15 protein-coding genes are annotated in these 18,897 nt (G+C 45.4%); all 15 read left to right on the plus strand.

Features of this window, described 5'->3' with window-relative positions; translation table 11 throughout:
• Positions 1-50: 50 nt before the first annotated feature.
• The 15 genes from ACXHJ2_RS06780 to ACXHJ2_RS06850 all read left to right on the plus strand — a co-directional run bounded on the left by ACXHJ2_RS06780 (position 51) and on the right by ACXHJ2_RS06850 (position 18,883).
• A complete protein-coding gene (locus ACXHJ2_RS06780; RefSeq protein ID WP_165079592.1) occupies positions 51-1,031 on the plus strand; it encodes a ketopantoate reductase family protein in 981 nt (326 codons plus the stop codon).
• Between the two features lie 4 nt (positions 1,032-1,035).
• Complete coding sequence (locus ACXHJ2_RS06785) at positions 1,036-1,425, plus strand: DUF3397 domain-containing protein (RefSeq protein ID WP_013372105.1); 390 nt, start codon at positions 1,036-1,038, stop codon at positions 1,423-1,425.
• A 153-nt stretch (positions 1,426-1,578) separates the two neighbouring features.
• Positions 1,579-3,279, plus strand: coding sequence for a peptide ABC transporter substrate-binding protein (locus ACXHJ2_RS06790; RefSeq protein WP_013372104.1), 1,701 nt, complete (start codon positions 1,579-1,581; stop codon positions 3,277-3,279).
• Between the two features lie 201 nt (positions 3,280-3,480).
• Positions 3,481-4,413 (plus strand): ABC transporter permease, encoded by a 933-nt coding sequence (locus ACXHJ2_RS06795; protein WP_013372103.1) that lies wholly within the window; start codon positions 3,481-3,483, stop codon positions 4,411-4,413.
• 4 nt (positions 4,414-4,417) lie between these two features.
• On the plus strand, positions 4,418-5,368 hold the full coding sequence (locus ACXHJ2_RS06800; RefSeq protein ID WP_013372102.1) for an ABC transporter permease: 951 nt from the start codon (positions 4,418-4,420) through the stop codon (positions 5,366-5,368).
• A gap of 11 nt (positions 5,369-5,379) precedes the next feature.
• Entirely contained in the window at positions 5,380-6,318 is a 939-nt protein-coding gene (locus ACXHJ2_RS06805) for an ABC transporter ATP-binding protein (protein WP_058829878.1), read from the plus strand.
• A gap of 122 nt (positions 6,319-6,440) precedes the next feature.
• A complete protein-coding gene (gene bshC / locus ACXHJ2_RS06810; protein WP_058829877.1) occupies positions 6,441-8,072 on the plus strand; it encodes a bacillithiol biosynthesis cysteine-adding enzyme BshC in 1,632 nt (543 codons plus the stop codon).
• A gap of 43 nt (positions 8,073-8,115) precedes the next feature.
• Positions 8,116-9,381, plus strand: a complete 1,266-nt coding sequence (locus tag ACXHJ2_RS06815; protein WP_016821550.1) for an adenosylhomocysteinase — start codon at positions 8,116-8,118, stop codon at positions 9,379-9,381.
• A 331-nt stretch (positions 9,382-9,712) separates the two neighbouring features.
• Positions 9,713-10,150, plus strand: coding sequence for a division/cell wall cluster transcriptional repressor MraZ (gene mraZ, locus ACXHJ2_RS06820; RefSeq protein WP_025677696.1), 438 nt, complete (start codon positions 9,713-9,715; stop codon positions 10,148-10,150).
• A 17-nt stretch (positions 10,151-10,167) separates the two neighbouring features.
• Complete coding sequence (rsmH, locus tag ACXHJ2_RS06825) at positions 10,168-11,118, plus strand: 16S rRNA (cytosine(1402)-N(4))-methyltransferase RsmH (RefSeq protein WP_013372098.1); 951 nt, start codon at positions 10,168-10,170, stop codon at positions 11,116-11,118.
• Between the two features lie 24 nt (positions 11,119-11,142).
• Positions 11,143-11,523 (plus strand): type VI secretion system membrane subunit TssM, encoded by a 381-nt coding sequence (locus ACXHJ2_RS06830; protein WP_013372097.1) that lies wholly within the window; start codon positions 11,143-11,145, stop codon positions 11,521-11,523.
• A 61-nt stretch (positions 11,524-11,584) separates the two neighbouring features.
• A complete protein-coding gene (locus ACXHJ2_RS06835; protein ID WP_165079593.1) occupies positions 11,585-13,939 on the plus strand; it encodes a penicillin-binding transpeptidase domain-containing protein in 2,355 nt (784 codons plus the stop codon).
• An 81-nt stretch (positions 13,940-14,020) separates the two neighbouring features.
• Positions 14,021-15,937, plus strand: coding sequence for a stage V sporulation protein D (locus ACXHJ2_RS06840; protein ID WP_165079594.1), 1,917 nt, complete (start codon positions 14,021-14,023; stop codon positions 15,935-15,937).
• 55 nt (positions 15,938-15,992) lie between these two features.
• Entirely contained in the window at positions 15,993-17,480 is a 1,488-nt protein-coding gene (locus ACXHJ2_RS06845) for a UDP-N-acetylmuramoyl-L-alanyl-D-glutamate--2,6-diaminopimelate ligase (protein ID WP_165079595.1), read from the plus strand.
• Positions 17,480-18,883, plus strand: a complete 1,404-nt coding sequence (locus ACXHJ2_RS06850; RefSeq protein WP_165079696.1) for a UDP-N-acetylmuramoyl-tripeptide--D-alanyl-D-alanine ligase — start codon at positions 17,480-17,482, stop codon at positions 18,881-18,883. The genes ACXHJ2_RS06845 and ACXHJ2_RS06850 overlap by 1 nt, the downstream gene beginning before the upstream one ends.
• The last annotated feature ends 14 nt before the right edge of the window (positions 18,884-18,897 follow it).

Raw genomic sequence — 18,897 nt, forward strand, 5'->3', positions numbered from 1 at the left:
GGCGTTTTTTGTTATTTCATTGGAGTGCATATGATATAGTAGAAAAAAAGATGGAAGCGAGACGATACAAAGTGATTGATATTATTGGAGCGGGTTCGCTGGGATTGCTGTTTGCCGGGAGATTATCGGCCACGGGTGCTACAGTAAGGCTGTGGACACGAACACTTGAACAGGCACACATCATTGCTCGTGAAGGGATTACTGTGCTTGATAATGAGGGGCAGGTGGTTGTTCATGTGACGGGGGACCAATTAAAGGTAGCGCCAATGGCAGATTGGCAACGGTTAAATTCACAGGCTCCGGCACGATGGATTATGTTTTTGACCAAACAGGGGGCGATAGGAGAAGTACTGGAACAGATCCAGCCTGTGGCTCAAACGGAAACAGATCCAGGGATTATTTGTTTGCAGAATGGAATAGGTCATATAGAACGCATCAGGCAGGCGTGGCCTAAAGCTGTAGTATACCCTGCTGTGACAACCGAAGGAGCCAAGAAACAGGGGGCAGCATCCATTGTGCATGCAGGATCGGGCGTGACTGAAATTGGATTTTCGGAGGAAGGAGAGGGGGAGCACAACAATCAATTCAAACAATGTGTGCTAAATCGGCTGCTTGCAGCAGGATTTGACGTTTGCTTGTCGAAAGAAATCGAGAAAGGGATTTATCGCAAGTTGTTGATTAACGCTGTGATCAATCCACTGACAGCCGTATGGCGAGTTCGAAATGGCGAGCTGCTATCGGAGCCTGTTCGAATACATATGATGCGTAAACTATATGATGAAGGCATTCAAGTGTATGAAGCTCATGGTATCCGCTGGGAAAGTTCATGGTGGGATCGAATTATGGATGTTTGCCGGGCAACGGCAGAGAATCACTCATCTATGCTAGCTGATGTACTTGCACAGTCCATGACCGAAGTTGCTTCCATTAACGGGCAACTGGTGCAGATGGCAAAGCGAGCTGGGATTAGTGCACCAACTCATGAGGTATTGTGGCAATTAATTGAAGGAATGCGGCTAAAAGAGGGGTGATCAGTTGAGTCTTATACAAGGTACTATTATCACTTTCAGTATTCTTCCCTTTTTTCCGTTTTTGATCGTGTTTGCGGTTTGTCGCTACATTCTTAAAATGGAAAAGAAGAAATCATTGCTTACTTCTATGGATATTACCACTTTTTTTCTGATATTTTCCGTCGCAGCACTCTTTAATGTCCTGTTTACATCCCGATTCGGTTTTTATTTGATTCTACTGCTCTTGTTACTGGCATTGGGTTTAATTGGAGGAGCTCAAAACCGAATAAAGGGAAAGGTTGATGGTAAAAGATTATGTAGAGCGGTCTGGAGATTAACTTTTATGGCGATGACATTGGCGTATACTTTGTTGACTGTTGTTGGTATATTTAAAAATATATTCAACTCTATGTGATGAAATGTGACATGAAATGATGAAAAAATATGAATTAATCATGTTTTTTTGAAAAAAAAGCTCAATTTGAAGAAATGTAATGTAGATTTTTTTGACCGCTGGTTGTATAATCTATAAACATATACCACTTTAGAACTAGGGGGAAAACGCTAGATGAAAAGGAAAAGCTTTTTAGTCCTTTTGACACTCGTTCTTGCAGTTGGCGCACTGCTCGCAGGTTGCGGCGGCAAGAATGATACCAATGGTAAGGGCGCACAAGAAAACACCTCGACTACGCCGGCCCCGGCCGACAAGCAAATTTTGCGCATTAACCTTGCATCCGAGCCGCCAACGTTCGATCCGGCACAGGCTCAAGATACTCAAGCAAACACTGTTTTGAAAACAATGTATGAAGGTCTTGTTCGCATGGGCCCTGATGGTAAAGAAATTCCTGGCGTAGCTGAATCTTGGAAAATTTCCGATGACGGCAAAACCTATACGTTCAAGCTTCGCGATACTGCAAAATGGAGTAATGGCGACCCAGTCAAAGCAAGTGACTTCGTATTTGCTTGGCAACGGGTATTGGATCCTTCCACGGCTCCTGCACCTCCATATGCTTACCAATTGTACTATATCAAAAATGCTGAGGGTTACAACCTAAGCACCTCCAAATCTTTTAAAGGTACTAAAGTTACGGACTTCAAAGATGTAGGTGTCAAAGCAGTTGACGATCATACATTGCAGGTAGAACTGGAACATGCAACACCTTACTTCCTGGGATTGACTTCTTTCTACACCTATTATCCGGTGCATCCGTCTGTTGAAGGAAATGATAAATGGGCGACTAAAAAAGAAAGCATGATCACTAACGGGCCTTTCACATTGTCGACTTGGGAGACAGGTCAAAAGATCGAGGTTTCCAAAAGCGAGAATTATTGGGGTAAGGACGAAATTAAACTGAAGAAAATTACAATGTCCCTCGTAAACAGCGGTGCAACAGAACTCGCTTCTTACAGAAGTGGACAACTTGATTATGCAGGTAAACCTAATGGCGAAATTCCTGCAGACCAAATGATGGCTGTGAAAAATGAAATGCCTAACGAATTCCAGGCTAAAGGTATAGCAAGCACCTATTACTATTTGTTTAACGTCACCGAAAAACCGTTCAATAATCTTAAAATTCGTAAAGCATTTGCAATGTCGATTCAACGTCAGCCGATTGTTGATAGAGTAACGATGGGTGGAGAGATTCCTGCTTACGGCTTTGTACCTCCGGGAATTAAAGGCTTATCTCAGGAATACCGTAATGAACATAAAGATGATTATTTCAAAGAAGATGTAGCTGAAGCGAAGAAATTGCTTCAAGAAGGTATGAAGGAAGAAGGAGTAACTTCACTCCCTCCAATCACTCTACTCTACAATTCTACTGAAGGACACCAAAAAATTGCTTTGGCAGTTGCAGATATGTGGAAGAAAAGCCTGGGAATCGACGTGAAAACGCAAAACCAGGAGTGGGGCGTATTTATCCAAACACGTAACAAGTTGAATTTCCAAATTGCACGTGGTGGATGGTCTGCTGACTTTAATGATCCGATGACTTTCCTGGATATCTGGACAACTGGTAATGGCAACAATAATTCTGGATATTCTAATCCTGAATATGATGGTTTGATTAAAGCGGCTAAAACAGAAACTGATCCAGGAAAACGCATGGAAATATTTGCGAAAGCAGAGAAGCTTCTTGTTCAGGATGATATGGTTTTACTGCCGATTTATTACTACTCTAATACTTCTTTGACGAAACCAAATGTAAAAGGCGTTGCTTTGGATTTTAGTGGTGCAATTGATTTTACAAGAGCTTATATAACACAGTAAGTAGCTAATACTTGATTCTGAAGTTGAGGAGTTACTTCGGGATATATATGTGGGTACTGCCATATATATCCCGTTTTTTTTGTGTGTGAGGGTTCTTCTTAATATGATTAAACTAACCATGCATACAAGTAGATTGGATAACCCAACTCTATTTCTATAGAATCGAATGGTGTCGAAAAATATGGGAGGTGTAAACGGGCGATGGCGCGTTATTTGATCAGTAAATTTATATTTATGCTTATTTCTTTGCTCATTCTGATCTCTGCGACGTTCTTTCTGATGAAGGCAATTCCAGGTAACCCTTTCATGAGCGAAAGAGCGACGTCTCCTGAGATTCAAGCCCGATTAATGGAACAGTATGGGTTGGATAAGCCTGTATATGTACAATATTTTAAATACTTAGGTGATATTGTTACGGGTGATTTTGGTATTTCTATGAAAAAATTGAATCAAAATGTGAGCGACATTATTGGACAGACCTTCATGGTATCACTAAAGTTAGGTCTAGTCGCAATTATTGTTTCCATTATTGTCGGTATTTTACTAGGTATGCTGGCGGCTTTGTACCATCGTAGACTCATTGATACCGTGGCGATGATATTGGCAATTCTGGGTATTGCCGTTCCCAGCTTCGTTCTGGCATCATTAATTCAGTTCTTTTTTGCTCAAAAGTTGGAATTGTTTAACGTTATGGGCTTCGAGGGCCCAATGGACTACGTTCTGCCTGTTGCGGCTTTGTCTGCTCAACCAATTGCATTTATTGCACGATTGACGCGTTCCAGTATGATAGAAGTACTGCATGCAGATTATATCAAGACGGCCAAAGCTAAAGGCTTGAAATCCATTACGATCATGTTCAAACACGTTGTGCGGAATGCTATTTTGCCAGTTGTTACCTACGTAGGTCCAATGACAGCGAATATTATTACCGGATCTGTGGTTATTGAACGGATTTTCGGGATTGGCGGTATTGGTAAAGTGTTTGTGGAAAGTATCACAAGCCGTGATTACACCATGATTATGGGCATAACGATTTTTTACGGTGTTTTGCTTATGTTAGCGCGTTTTATTACAGATGTCGCGTATGGGTTTATTGATCCTCGGATTAAGCTGTCCGGCGGGAAGGAGGGGTAACTTTATGTCTGTGAAAGACAATGCTGTGAATTTGGATAAACTTCAGGTGAAACCGGAAGATTTCCAAAAAATAGGGGTCGATGAAAAGCAGTCTGAAGTTATTCAGCGAGAAAGCTTATCTGCTTGGCGCGATGCCTGGGAACGACTTCGTAAAAACAAGGTTGCAATGACTAGCTTGATTGTTTTAGTTCTGATTGTGCTTTTTTCTTTAATAGGTCCGATATTGTCACCCTATAATTATTACTCTAATGATTTACTGAGCACGAATCTGCCACCTTCTGCGGAGCATTGGTTCGGTACGGATGATCTTGGACGTGATATGTTTGTCCGTACATGGATGGGAGCACGGATTTCCTTGACGATAGGCCTGGCTGCAGCTTTGATTGATTTGCTGATTGGTGTTATTTATGGTGGAATTATGGGTTACTTTGGTGGCCGCGTTGATGAAATCATGAATAAATTTTCTGAAATCTTGTACTCCATTCCTTACTTGCTTGTTACGATCCTGTTGCTGGTTGTACTGGAGCCAAGTATCACTACAATTATTATTGCGCTCTGTGTAACGGGGTGGATTAACATGTCGTGGATTGTACGTGGTGAAATGCTGCAACTTAAAAACCGAGAATTCGTACTTGCTTCCCGTTCAATGGGTGCTGGAGCAGGTCGTTTGCTTTTCCGTCACCTCTTGCCTAATGCAGTAGGTCCGATCATCGTTACATTGACGTTGAGCGTTCCGACCGCTATTTTTTCCGAAGCTTTCCTGAGCTTCCTCGGTTTAGGGGTACCGAATCCAGAGGCATCGCTGGGTTCAATGATTGAATCAGCTCTGACCGGGTGGATGTATTATCCGTGGCGGATGCTTTTCCCAGCAGGTTTGATCAGTTTGATTATGCTTGCGTTCAACCTTTTTGGCGACGGCTTGCGTGATGCGCTTGATCCGAAGTTGAAGAAATAGGAGGTGAGATCATGCTGAGTAGCAACAATTTAATTGAGGTTGAAGGTCTTAAAAAGTATTTTAATGTTGGCAAAAACCGTGTGCTCAAAGCGGTGGACAACCTGAATTTCTATATTCGTGAGGGTGAAACGCTGGGTATGGTTGGCGAATCCGGTTGTGGTAAATCTACAGCGGGTCGTACTATTTTGCGCTTGTATGAACCTACAGCAGGTAGCGTACGTTTTAACGGCACAGATATTTACAAATTATCACCGGGTAAAATGAAAGCAATGCGTCGTGATATGCAGATGATCTTTCAAGATCCGTATGCGTCATTGAACCCGCGTTTTACCGTGTCTGATATTATTGGTGAGGCACTGGATATTCACAATATGGCAGGTAGCCGTGCAGAACGTAAAAAACGGATTGAGGAGTTACTTGATCTGGTTGGTTTGAACCCTGACCATGCAACACGCTATCCGCATGAGTTTTCTGGTGGCCAACGTCAACGGATCGGTATTGCCCGTGCATTGGCTGTTAATCCTAAGTTCATCATTTGTGATGAGCCGATTTCAGCGCTTGACGTATCCATTCAGGCTCAAGTTGTCAACCTGTTAAAAGAGCTTCAAGAACGTCTGGGCCTGACGTACCTGTTCATTGCGCATGATCTGTCGATGGTCAAGCACATTAGTGATCGGGTAGCTGTAATGTATAGAGGCAGAATGGTGGAGCTTGCTGAAAGCTCTGAATTATATGCCAATCCGATTCATCCATATACGAAAATGCTTTTGTCGGCGATTCCACTTCCTGACCCGGAAGTCGAAGCCAACAAAAAACGAATTATTATGCCTGACGATCAAGGCGGACCGATTCATAACGCGTCCGATAATAAGGCAGGGGCTTATAACCTGGAAAATGCCACGCTTATCGAAGTGTCTAAAGGACATTTTGTAGCTGAACCTTACGCTTGATCTTGTTCTATATACCAACCGCCGAGTTATTCGGCGGTTTTTTTTATAGGAAGCTTTGACGTGGACATGGGCTTTCGGTACAATCAAGCAGTAAGGTTTTGGTGGAGACAGGAGGCAGACCCATGAAAATAGTTCCGGAAACGCTTCGCGGAGGGTCGGCTTTGGCAGAAGACTACATACAGGGTACAGGACGCGCAAGCGATTTGTATGAATATGATATTCTGCACGCCGATGCTTATGCCCAACGGGCGAAGTGGCTGGATAAGACGGAGCATCTGCGATTAAACCGTAAGGATGTCGTAGCATGTCTTCGTATATACAATGAGCAACACAACTCGCATGAGGCGGTTCATGCTTCATTGGACCGTTTGGAAAGTCCAGATGCTTTAGTAGTCGTTGGCGGACAGCAAAGTGGACTATTCACAGGTCCGATGCTGGTCATTTACAAAGCTGCTACGATTATTAAAGCAGCTAGAGAAGCTGAGGAACGGCTTGGACGTCCGGTTATTCCGATTTTCTGGATTGCTGGTGAAGATCATGACTGGGACGAGGTCAATCATACATACGTAATGGCGAAAGACCCGCAAGCAGTTAAAATCAAGCTGAATAAGCTGCCTGAACACCGTTCTTCAGTTAGTGCCATTAAAGTTGATACGGTTGAGTGGAAGCAAGTGATGGCGGATATAGAGCAAAGCTTGCCAGATTCAGAACATAAGACCGATATTATGCGCATGATTGGGCAAGGTTTGACAGAGTCATATGGACTAAGTGAGGCCTTTGCCAGGCTGATGGGCCGTTTGTTTGGTGCCTATGGATTGGTGCTCATGGATTCTGCAGATCCTTTACTGCGCAAGCTGGAGGCATCCGTTTTTAGACGGTTGGTTCAACACAATGATGAGTTGGAGACAGCGTATAAGACAACCGCTACGCGGATCGTAGACTATGGTTATCATTTACAAGCGGATGTGCATGAAGGTGGTGCGAACCTTTTTTACATTCATGAAGAGGAACGCCTGCTGCTTTTCAAAAAAGCTGGATTATTCACAGATCGGCGCGGTATAGTGGCGTTTACAGCGGATGAACTGCTTGAAGAGATAGATAGACACCCCGAACGTTTTAGTAACAATGTACTAACCCGTCCTCTCATGCAGGATTCACTGTTTCCGGTACTGGCATCTGTGCTGGGTCTAGGAGAAATTGCCTACTGGGCAATTACACGGGACGCTTTTGGAGTGCTCGGGATGCAGATGCCAATACTGCTGCCCCGTATGTCTTTTACATTGATGGAGCCAGGCGTGGAGAAGCATATGCTTAAGTACGAACTAACTTTTGGTCAAGTTAGAGACGGGCTTGAGGAACGAAAAAAGCAATGGATTGCCACTCAAGATCAGCTTGGAATGCAGGATCAGTTTTCCGAGGCTAAGGATGCTTTTATCCGTATGTATAAACCGCTTATACAGCAGACAGGAATGATAGAGAAAGGTTTGCTACAGCTCGGAGAAACCAACTGCGAGAAAATTCTGGGGCAGATTGACTATCTGGAGGCAAAGGTGCAGGAAGCGCTGCTTCGGCAAAATGGAACAGCACTTCGCCATTGGGATCATATCGAATGGTCGCTTTTCCCATTTGGACAGCCGCAGGAGCGTGCGTATACCATCTATCATTTTCTGAACCGTTACGGTCTCGACCTGATGGATATGATTATGAACGTACCTTTGGATTTGTCGGGGACGCATCGTGTGATTTATGTATAATGATTATAAATGAATTTAACTAATATATAGGAGGAAATAACGTATGACTTCCCATTCTCTGCAAAATAGCATTATTCACGATCTTAAATTGGCCCCTGAAGGGCATTTGAAAATTGATTGGGTAGAAGCCCATATGCCGGTATTGAACCGCATACGTCAACAATTCGAGCAAGAGCAGCCTTTTGCCGGTCTGAAGGTAACGATTTGTTTACATCTGGAGGCCAAAACGGCTTATCTGGCTAAAGTGGTACAAGCAGGTGGAGCACAGGTCACCATTACGGGTAGTAACCCTTTGTCAACACAAGATGATGTTTGCGCCGCATTAGTTGAAGATGGCGTTACGGTATTGGCTAAATACAACCCAGATCCAGAGGAATTCAAGAATTTGCAAATCAAGGCACTGGAAACTAAGCCAGATCTCATTATAGATGACGGTGGCGACCTGGTTACTCTGTTGCAATCTGAACGGCCTGATCTGATTTCTACGATCCGTGGAGGAGCAGAGGAGACCACTACAGGGATTATTCGTTTGAAGGCTTTGGAAAAAGAAGGGCAGCTTCACTTTCCGATGGTGGCTGTAAATGATGCTTACTGTAAATATTTGTTCGACAACCGCTATGGTACGGGTCAGTCAGCTTTCGACGGTATTATTCGTACGACTAATCTGGTTGTGGCAGGAAGTACAGTGGTTGTGGTGGGTTATGGATGGTGTGGCAAAGGAGTTGCAATGCGTGCAAAAGGGCTGGGAGCCAACGTTGTTGTAACTGAAGTTGATCCAATCAAGGCTGTAGAAGCCCATATGGATGGTTTTCATGTATTGCCAATGGTGGAAGCTGCCAAACTGGGTGACTTCTTCATTACAGTAACTGGAAATAAAGCTGTAATTACAGGGGAGCACTTTGATGTTATGAAGGATGGAGCTGTGCTGTGTAACGCAGGGCATTTTGATGTGGAGGTTAGTAAGCCTGAGCTTGCCAAACGCTCCGAATCCATTCGCACGGTACGTCGCAATATCGAGGAATACCGCTTTAAAGATGGACGTAAAATGTATTTGCTCGCAGAAGGGCGTCTCGTGAATCTGGCTGCCGCTGACGGTCATCCTGCAGAGATTATGGATACCACATTTGCGCTTCAGGCACTCGGCTTGAAATATGTGAATGATCGTTACAACGAGCTGGGCAAAGCCGTGATTAATGTTCCTTATGAAATTGATGAGCAAGTGGCTCGATTCAAGCTTGATAGTCTGGGAATCAAGATTGACACATTAACAGAAGACCAAAAGGTCTATCTGGACAGCTGGAACGCGTAATCTATTTTCGGTCACGATGTCCGCTGTAGAAGTGGTGCATTTTTAATGCAAGTGCTTGTATAGGTTGACACAATGGATAGAGAATAAGCCCTTTATTCCATGTTGTTTCGAAACCTGATGCATATTGTCGGGGATTCGGCTTCGTGGGATAAGGGGCTTTTTGGCATCTTATGACGCAGGGCTACAATAACAGACATCGTGCCATGTATCTAGAAATTATCACTTTTTCGTCATGAAAAAGAGGTCTTTGATTTTTTAAAGCGAATCTATTATGCTTAGGTGGTGGAAAGTGGGCCAAAGTGGGAGAATGGGGTAAGGGGTGACGAAACCAATGTTTATGGGGGAGTTCCAACATAGCATTGATGATAAGGGACGGCTTACTGTCCCGGCCAAGTTTCGTGAACTTCTTGGTGCCTCGTTCGTGGTTACCCGCGGGCTGGATCAATGCCTCTTCGTGTATCCCATGGATGAGTGGGCTGTTATGGAGAAAAAACTTAAAGCACTGCCTTTGATGAAGGCTGATGCGCGGGCGTTTACTCGTTTTTTTTTCTCGGGGGCGACTGAATGCGAATTGGACAAACAGGGCAGGGTAAATTTACCGGGGAATTTGTGCGAATACGCCAAGCTTACAAAAGAGTGCGTCGTATTGGGAGTGTCCACCCGGGTAGAGATTTGGAGCAAGCACACTTGGGAGCAATATTTCAACCAATCAGAAGAAGCATTTAACGACATTGCTGAGAAATTGGTTGATTTCAACTTTGAATTGTAATTTAGGAGGTCAGCCGTTTGTTTCACCACATTACCGTACTCAAGGAAGAAGCAACACAGGCACTAAACATCAGGCAGGACGGGATTTATGTGGACTGCACGTTGGGAGGGGCAGGACACAGTTCCGTCATTGCGTCACAGCTTGGCCCTGAGGGTAGGCTCATTGCCTTTGATCAGGACGACTGGGCATTGAACAATGCACGAGAGAAGCTGTCAGCCTATGAAGGAAAGATTTCATTAGTGAAATCCAACTTCCGCCACTTGCAGGACAAGCTGGCCGAACTGGGATTGCCCGAAAAAGACGGCGTCCCGCAGGTCCAGGGTATTTTGTTCGACCTGGGTGTATCCTCGCCCCAGTTCGATGAGGGGGAGCGGGGATTCAGTTACAATCATGATGCGCCGCTTGATATGCGGATGGATCAGAGCAGTTCGCTTACGGCATACGAAATTGTTAATGAATGGCCGGAAGCGGAGATTGCGCGGATCCTGTTTCAATATGGAGAAGAGAAGTTCTCCAGGCGGATCGCAAAGATCATGGTTGAACGTAGAATGAACAAGCCTATTCACACAACGGGGGAACTTGTCGATATTATCAAAGAAGGAATTCCGGCTGCGGCACGCAGAACCGGGGGACATCCGGCTAAACGCAGTTTTCAGGCTTTGCGGATTGCTGTGAATGATGAGCTGGGTGCACTGGAAGATACTTTGCATCAGGCAGTAAGATGTCTGGCTCCAGGGGGCAGAATTTCGGTTATTACGTTTCATTCCTTGGAGGATCGGATATGCAAGCATATTTTCAAGGAGTATTTGGCGAAAAGCATCTATCCATCTGATTTGCCGATTCTGGATGACAAAATGGTAGGCGATCTAAAGCTGGTGAATCGTAAGCCGATTGTGGCATCAGAACAGGAATTGGAGCTTAATCCACGATCCCGGTCAGCCAAGCTGAGAGTTGCCGAAAAATTGTAAATTTAATGGAGAAGGAGAGGCGACATGGCTTATACACGCGGTAATTTGGCTGTAAAAGAAAGAGCCCGTCAGGAACAGGTTCAGCAACAACGGTATCGTGAGACCACCAAAGTCGTTACACGCCGCAGAGAGCTGCCGATTCGAGAAAAGCTGCTGTATCTATTGACACTTGTAGCATGCATTGTCATTGCGGGGACGTTGATTGGCAGATATGCTCACATTTATCAAATTAATTATGCGATTAATACAGCCAGCAAGGACATTTCCAAATTACAGACCAATATCGCCCAATTGAAGATTCAAAAGGAGCGTTTGGAGAATCAGATTGTTCCGACGGCAAAGGAACAGGGATATATCGAACCAACAAGAGAGCCCATTCGTGTGGAAAAGCAGGCTGCCAAATAGTTAAGAGCATAGCATCAAGCTATGCTCTGACGTATATTTTTTTTGCAGAGAGGTTTGAGCTATGGTCAAAAGAATAAAGCTTCGCACACTGCTGATAGGGGGATGTATTACCCTCTTTTTTCTTGTTCTGCTACTTAAGGTATTTTGGATTCAAGTCGTGAGCGGGGAATATTGGCATAATCAGGTAGTTACACAGATAGAAAGAGACCAGGTGATTCAGCCCAAGCGTGGAACCATAATGGACCGTAAAGGAAATGTACTAGCTACCGATGCACCGGCTTACACGGTGGTTGTCAACCCTAGCATCATTCAGGAGTATGATCTGGAGAATGAGGTTGTAGCCAAGCTGCATCAGCTACTTAAAACGCCCGAGGATGAGCTGAGAAGACATCTATCTGCAAAGGATAAAGAGGGTAACTATTTAAAAAACCGTGAGATTCGTAATGGAGGCTGGAAGGTAGACCCTGAGGTGAAAACACAGGTCGATACGTTCAAAGAGTATTTGAAGGATAAGTATGAGGTAGTTGGAGCTGTGGACACTGTTCAGGAATCCAAACGCTATTATCCGGAAAATAAGCTGGCTTCTCATATCCTTGGCTATCAACGAAAAGATGGTACTGCAGGTATGGGGTTGGAAGCTTATTACAATAAAGAGCTCTCTGGCACGGCTGGAAAGCTTCTGTATCAGCGGGATCGAAAGGGAGTTCCTCTTCAGGGATCGGAAAGTGTCTACGAGCCGGCACAAAATGGTAAAAATTTAAAGCTGACGGTTGACGATACGATTCAGTATTATATAGAGGATGCCATGCAAGAAGCTATTGCAAAATATAATCCCAAAACGATGACTGTGGTAGCGGCCGATCCTAAAACAATGGATGTTCTCGGGATGGCGACTTATCCGAATTTTAATCCCAATACATATGGGAGTACGCCTTTGGAAAATTTCCGTAATAATGCTACTCAGTCTATCTACGAACCGGGCTCCACGTTTAAGATAGTAACCTTAGCTGCTGCGGTCCAAGAAAAGGTATTTAATCCGAATGAGACCTATCAATCTGGTATGATTCGCGTCGGAGGCTGGGATATTCGTGACGTAAGCCGTAACTGGGGAACGTTAACCTATCTTCAAGGGGTCAAGCGTTCAAGTAACGTCGGTTTCGTCCATTTGGGACTTAATAAGTTGGGTGGCGAGAGGCTGAAGAAGTATATCAATAACTTTGGATTCGGTATGAAAACAGGCATCGATCTTCCAAGTGAGTCTACCGGAGCTATTACATTCCATACCCAGTACAAATCCGAAGTCGCGACAGCTGCATATGGACACGGACGTGTTCAGGTAACGCCAATTCAGCAAGTGGCAGCGATCTCGGCAATTGCTAACGGTGGGAAGTTGATGCAGCCTCATTTGGTGAAGGAAATTATAAACCCAGATACAGGCGAAGTGCAGACGATTCAACCGAAGGAAGTCCGCCGAGTGATTACTCAGGAATCTGCAGCTCAGACAAGCAGCTATCTGGAGCAGGTCGTGTCTGACCAAGAAATTGGTACGGGACGTCTTGCTTATATCGACGGGTACCGTGTTGCTGGTAAAACAGGGACGGCGACGAAAGTCGTCGGAAAAGTTTACGATCATTCGAAGGATGTCGTGTCTTTTATTGGTTTTGCACCAGTAAATGATCCGAAAATAGCTGTCTTGGTTGTTATGGATGAACCTAACAAATCGGTAGGCGGCGGTACAGCAGCAGCACCTGTGTTTAAAAAAATCGTGTCCCAATCGCTGCAATATATGGGGGTTCCCAAAACAGGAACCAAAACGAATAAATCAGGTGAAGCTGCAGTAAAAACGGTGAATTTGCCAACGGTACCACAATTAACAGGCCAAGTGAAGAAGGATGCGCAAAATGCATTGCTCAAACAGGGAATTGCTTACGAAACGGTAGGTAAAGGCTCCAAAATTGTTCGTCAGTATCCTGAAGCAGGCGTCAAAATGAAACCGGGACAGCGCATTTATTTGCTGACTGAGGATAGTGCCAACATGACGATTCCCGATTTTACAGGTGTCTCGTTGCGTGACACACTTCAAGTTCTGACGCTTATGAAGGTTGGTGTTCAGGTAAGCGGTGAAGGGTATGTTGTCTCTCAAAAGGCACAAATGGTAAATGGCAAGCGGGTCGTCAGTGTTACGCTTCAGCCGGCCAAAGAAACAGTGACCGGAGTGAAGCCGGAGGAAACACAGGATTCGACCACTGGAGTTGCAGTTAACGAGACAGGTAATGCAACGAAAACGGAGGCCGATACTAAAACCAAAACCGATACTACTGCGGATTCTGAAACAAATGCGGGAACTCCTAAGGGTGGGATATCTGCTGTAGCAGATGAGAAAAGTGCTGCGGCGATTAAAGGCGAAGATAACTGATAGCTTGTTCTAATGTCCGTTCTTTTGAATATTCATGAGGTAAGACATGTCATGAGTATTTGAGGAACGGAGGGGGCGCGTTTGAAAAAATCTAACGTGACCATGCGGCGTAGGCTGGTATGGGGGCTACTGGGATTGTTTGTATTGTTTGTGGCCTTGTCGATCCGGCTCGCCTATGTTCAATTGGGTAAAGGAGGCGAGCTCTCAGCCAAGGCTGAGGATTCGTGGCGCCGCAATATTCCTTTTGCCGCCAAGCGTGGCGAAATTTTGGATCGGCAGGGTACTGCGCTGACCTATAATGTCAGTTCGCCGACTGTCATGGCGATACCAGTACAGATTAAGGAGCCGGAAGAAACGGCACGCAGGCTGGCGCCCTTGCTAGATATGAGTGAGGATAAAGTGCTCAAGCTGATTACCAAACGAACAGCAAGCCAAAAACTTCAGCCCGGCGGACGAAAAATTACGATGGAGAAAGCCCAGAAAATTCGTGATTTGAAGCTGCCGGGTATCGTTGTTGCTGAAGACAACAAACGTTATTATCCTTATGGTGATCTAGCGGCTCATATTCTTGGATTTACCGGAATTGATAATCAAGGGCTGACAGGTGTAGAGAAGCAGCAAAACAGCAAGCTTCGAGGAATCGATGGAAGCATCGCGTATTTATCAGACGCAGGTGGCCGCCTGATGCCTGGTTCTTCTGAAAAGTATATTGAACCGAAGGATGGACTGAATTTACAATTAACCATTGATAAATCGGTGCAATCCATTATGGAACGGGAGCTTGACCAAGCCATGGTCAAATTTCAGGCGAAGTCCGCGCTGTCTATTGCGATGAACCCCAAGACGGGTGAAATATTAGGCATGGCTGGACGACCAAGCTATGAGCCAGCGCTTTACAAGCAATATGCGCCTGAAATTTATAATCGAAATCTGCCAATTTGGATGACATATGAACCTGGTTCTACTTTTAAAATTATTACACTGGCCGCTGCCTTGGAAGAAAAGAAGGTTAATCTTAAAAATGACCGTTTCTTTGATCCGGGATATATTGAAGTCGGTGGAGCACGCCTGCGTTGTTGGAAAAAAGGTGGGCATGGCAGCCAGACCTTTCTTCAAGTGGTAGAAAATTCATGCAATCCCGGTTTTGTAACGTTGGGACAACGTCTGGGCAAAGAAACACTGTTCAAGTACATTCGCAATTTCGGCTTCGGCAGCAAAACAGGAATTGACATGATCGGTGAGGGCAATGGCATTTTGTTCAAGCTAGCTCAGGTCGGACCTGTAGAGCTGGCTACTACGGCCTTTGGTCAAGGGGTATCTGTCACTCCGATTCAGCAGGTTACGGCTGTGTCGGCAGCAATCAATGGTGGCAATCTTTATAAGCCTCACATCACAAAAGGCTGGATTCAGCCCGAAACCGGAAAGGTTCTAGAAAAAGTGGAGCCGGAACTGGTGCGTAGAGTTGTTTCAGAGGATACCTCTCGACAGGTAAGGGAAGCGCTGGAAAGTGTTGTAGCTAAAGGTACAGGTCGTCCTGCCTTTATTGAGGGTTACCGGGTTGGAGGTAAAACGGGTACAGCACAAAAGGTGATTAACGGACGTTATTCTTCCTCGGAGCATATTGTATCCTTTATTGGTTTTGCTCCGGCGGATGATCCGCAAATCGTCGTCTATACTGCTGTCGATAACCCGAAAGGGATTCAATTCGGCGGTGTGGTTGCTGCGCCAATCGTGCAAAATATTTTAAAGGATGCACTGATTGCCTTGAAAATACCACCTCGTACCAATCAAATTGCCAAAGAGTACAAGTATGGGGAAAAACCGATCGAAACGGTACCTGATCTGGTAGGTGCCACTGCAGCTGATTTATACGAAGATATGAATATGAACTTTATGCTCGTGAAATCTGGGTCAGGCAAGACGGTCATAAGTCAGGCACCGAAGCCAGGCTCTCGATTGGAACGAGGATCAACGATCCGTATATATATGGGGGATTGATAGCTTCTTTTTATACCATACTATGAATAACGAGAGAGCAATGGAGGAATGTAAGATGCAGCTTCAACAATTGGCTTCACTGCTGGCCGTCTCCCGAGTGATGGGTGACGGTACAGTGGATTGCCGAGGAATCGGGGCGGATTCACGTCGTGTCCAACCGGGAGACTTATTTCTGTGCTTACCCGGTTTTACAGTAGATGGACATGACTATGCTGGGCAGGCCGTTGCGTCCGGAGCGGCGGCTTTGGTCGTAGAGAGAGAACTGGATGTGCCTGTTCCGCAGCTTGTTGTTAAGGATGCGCGACATGCCATGGCGGTTTTGGCGGATTATATGTTTGATTCACCAAGCCGCCGTATGCGCATGATCGGCATAACCGGAACGAACGGGAAAACAACGATAACGTACCTGATTGAAAAAATTATGCAGGACGCCGGGGTGAACACCGGGCTGATTGGTACCATTCAAATGCGTTACAACGGCCAGTCTTATCCTATGTCCGGCACTACGCCTGAAGCAGTAGAACTGCAACGTTATCTCGGGAATATGGCAGAGCAAGGGGTTCAATGCTGTGTCATGGAGGTATCCTCACATGCTTTGGAGCAGGGCCGGGTCAAAGGAACAGATTTTCGTACCGCTATATTTACAAACCTGACGCAGGACCATCTAGACTATCACAACACGATGGAGGAGTACCGCGCTGCCAAGGGACTTTTGTTTTCCAGACTGGGAAATGCCTTCTCGCGTGATACATCCTATAGTAAATATGCTGTTCTGAATGCAGACGATCCAGCCTCTTCCTATTTGCAGGCTCAAACTGCGGCTCAAGTGATTACCTACGGCGTGGAAAAGGATTCGGATGTACAAGCGTCTCGTATCACTATAAGTGCCAAGGGAACCTCCTTCCATGTATCCACTTTTAAAGGAGAAACTGACATTGAGCTTCGAATGGTAGGCAAGTTTAATGTGTACAACGCACTAGCAGCCATTTCAGCTGCTTTGCTGGAAGGTATCTCACTGGTAGATATCAAGCGGAGCCTGGAATCTATTGCAGGCGTGGATGGGCGCGTAGAGCCTGTTGATGCGGGTCAACCCTTTGCTGTAATTGTTGATTATGCCCATACGCCAGACGGATTGGAAAATGTCCTTCGCACCGTAAAGGAATTTGCGACTGGTAAAGTATGGTGTGTGTTTGGTTGCGGCGGAGATCGAGATCGTACAAAACGTCCGTTGATGGGGAAAATTGCTGCACGATACAGCGATCATTCGTTTATTACTTCCGACAATCCGCGAACAGAAGACCCGATAGTGATTTTGAAAGATATCGAACAAGGGTTGATTGATGAAGGTGTACCTGCCGAACGTTATGAACTGATCGTGGATCGCAGAACTGCAATTCATAAAGCTGTTGAAATGGCAAGCCCTGACGATGTAGTATTGATTGCGGGAAAAGGTCATGAGACTTACCAGTTGATCGGAAAAACGGTGCATGAATTCGATGATCGCATCGTAGCCAAAGAAGCGATAAGGGGTTTATCCAAGTGATGAAAAGAACAATCGGTCAGATTGCATCCATGTGTGGAGGAACACTTCACGCAGAGGCGGACGCCGAACGTATGGTTGAGGGCGTTTTTACAGACTCACGCAGGCCGCAGAGTCTGGGACTGTTCGTTCCACTCGTGGGTGAACGATTTGATGGACATCATTATGTTCAGCAGATCGTAAGCGAGAGAGGGGCAACAGCATATTTATGGCAAAAGGATCATGGAGCACCTCCGACTGTCAATGCTATTGAGGTCGAGGATACATTAGAAGCCCTTCAGCATCTAGCAGCTGTATACTTACGCGAAACTGGCGTTTCTGTCGTCGGAATCACGGGAAGCAACGGCAAGACGACGACGAAAGATATTGTAAATGCTCTACTTGGCACAACTTTTAAAGTACACAAAACCGAAGGAAATTATAACAATCATATCGGGTTGCCTTTAACAGTACTGTCCATGCCGCAGGATACAGATATCCTGATTCTGGAGATGGGCATGAGTGGAAGAGGGGAAATCTGTCTGCTGGCTAATATTGCCCAACCAGATGTAGCTGTCATAACTAACATTGGCGAATCGCATTTACTTCAGCTTGGTTCTCGCACTGAAATTGCTCGTGCAAAGCTGGAAATCGCAAGTGGGATTAAACCCGGTGGATTGCTTATCTATAATGGGGATGAACCACTACTTCCACAAGTGTTGGCGGAGCCTGAAACGGTCAAGCCTGAAGGATTAAAATTATTCACGTTCGGGTTAGCTGCGGACAATGATGATTATCCGACTGAAATCACTTCGGATGGAGAAGGTAGCTTATTCATAACAGCCCAATCCGGCCAAGAGGCTTTCCGGCTTCCCTTGCTCGGACAGCACAATGTTGTAAACGGATTGGCAGCGCTGGCGGTAGCACGTCATTTCAATGTGGATGCAGACCATATACGTGAAGGGTTGTCGTCTTTAAAGCTGACGGGCATGCGCATTGAGGTCGTGAAGTGTTCGGATGGACTTACCGTGCTAAATGACGCTTACAATGCCAGTCCTGCTTCAATGAAGGCTGCAATTCAGACGTTGTCTGCATATAAAACGGGTGGACGTAAAATTGCCGTGCTTGGTGACATGCTGGAGCTGGGCGCTGAGGAAAAGCAATTTCATGAAGAAATTGGGCGTTTTGCTGCAAAGCATAACATAGAGGCACTGTTTACCTATGGTGCATTAGGCGCTTCGATTGCGCAGGGTGCGCAAGGGACAATGCCAACTGCTAACGTACATGCTTATACAGATAAGCAAAAGCTGATCCAGCATTTGCGATCTTATCTCCATGCCGATGATATTGTGCTGGTTAAGGCATCCAGAGGGATGCGATTAGAAGAAATTGTGGATGCGCTGAAAAACGGTCCGCTACAGAACTGATGTTGACGAGAGGG

Source organism: Paenibacillus sp. ALE3, assembly GCF_054113405.1.

Excerpts from the sequence above, each read along its gene's own strand:
- ACXHJ2_RS06805 (WP_058829878.1), top strand. The coding sequence starts at position 5,380 with ATGCTGAGTAGCAACAATTTAATTGAGGTTGAAGGTCTTAAAAAGTAT.
- ACXHJ2_RS06845 (WP_165079595.1), top strand. The coding sequence starts at position 15,993 with ATGCAGCTTCAACAATTGGCTTCACTGCTGGCCGTCTCCCGAGTGATG.
- bshC (WP_058829877.1), top strand. The coding sequence starts at position 6,441 with ATGAAAATAGTTCCGGAAACGCTTCGCGGAGGGTCGGCTTTGGCAGAA.
- ACXHJ2_RS06800 (WP_013372102.1), top strand. The coding sequence starts at position 4,418 with ATGTCTGTGAAAGACAATGCTGTGAATTTGGATAAACTTCAGGTGAAA.
- ACXHJ2_RS06835 (WP_165079593.1), top strand. The coding sequence starts at position 11,585 with ATGGTCAAAAGAATAAAGCTTCGCACACTGCTGATAGGGGGATGTATT.
- ACXHJ2_RS06850 (WP_165079696.1), top strand. The coding sequence starts at position 17,480 with ATGAAAAGAACAATCGGTCAGATTGCATCCATGTGTGGAGGAACACTT.
- ACXHJ2_RS06790 (WP_013372104.1), top strand. The coding sequence starts at position 1,579 with ATGAAAAGGAAAAGCTTTTTAGTCCTTTTGACACTCGTTCTTGCAGTT.
- mraZ (WP_025677696.1), top strand. The coding sequence starts at position 9,713 with ATGTTTATGGGGGAGTTCCAACATAGCATTGATGATAAGGGACGGCTT.
- ACXHJ2_RS06780 (WP_165079592.1), top strand. The coding sequence starts at position 51 with ATGGAAGCGAGACGATACAAAGTGATTGATATTATTGGAGCGGGTTCG.
- ACXHJ2_RS06815 (WP_016821550.1), top strand. The coding sequence starts at position 8,116 with ATGACTTCCCATTCTCTGCAAAATAGCATTATTCACGATCTTAAATTG.
- ACXHJ2_RS06830 (WP_013372097.1), top strand. The coding sequence starts at position 11,143 with ATGGCTTATACACGCGGTAATTTGGCTGTAAAAGAAAGAGCCCGTCAG.
- ACXHJ2_RS06795 (WP_013372103.1), top strand. The coding sequence starts at position 3,481 with ATGGCGCGTTATTTGATCAGTAAATTTATATTTATGCTTATTTCTTTG.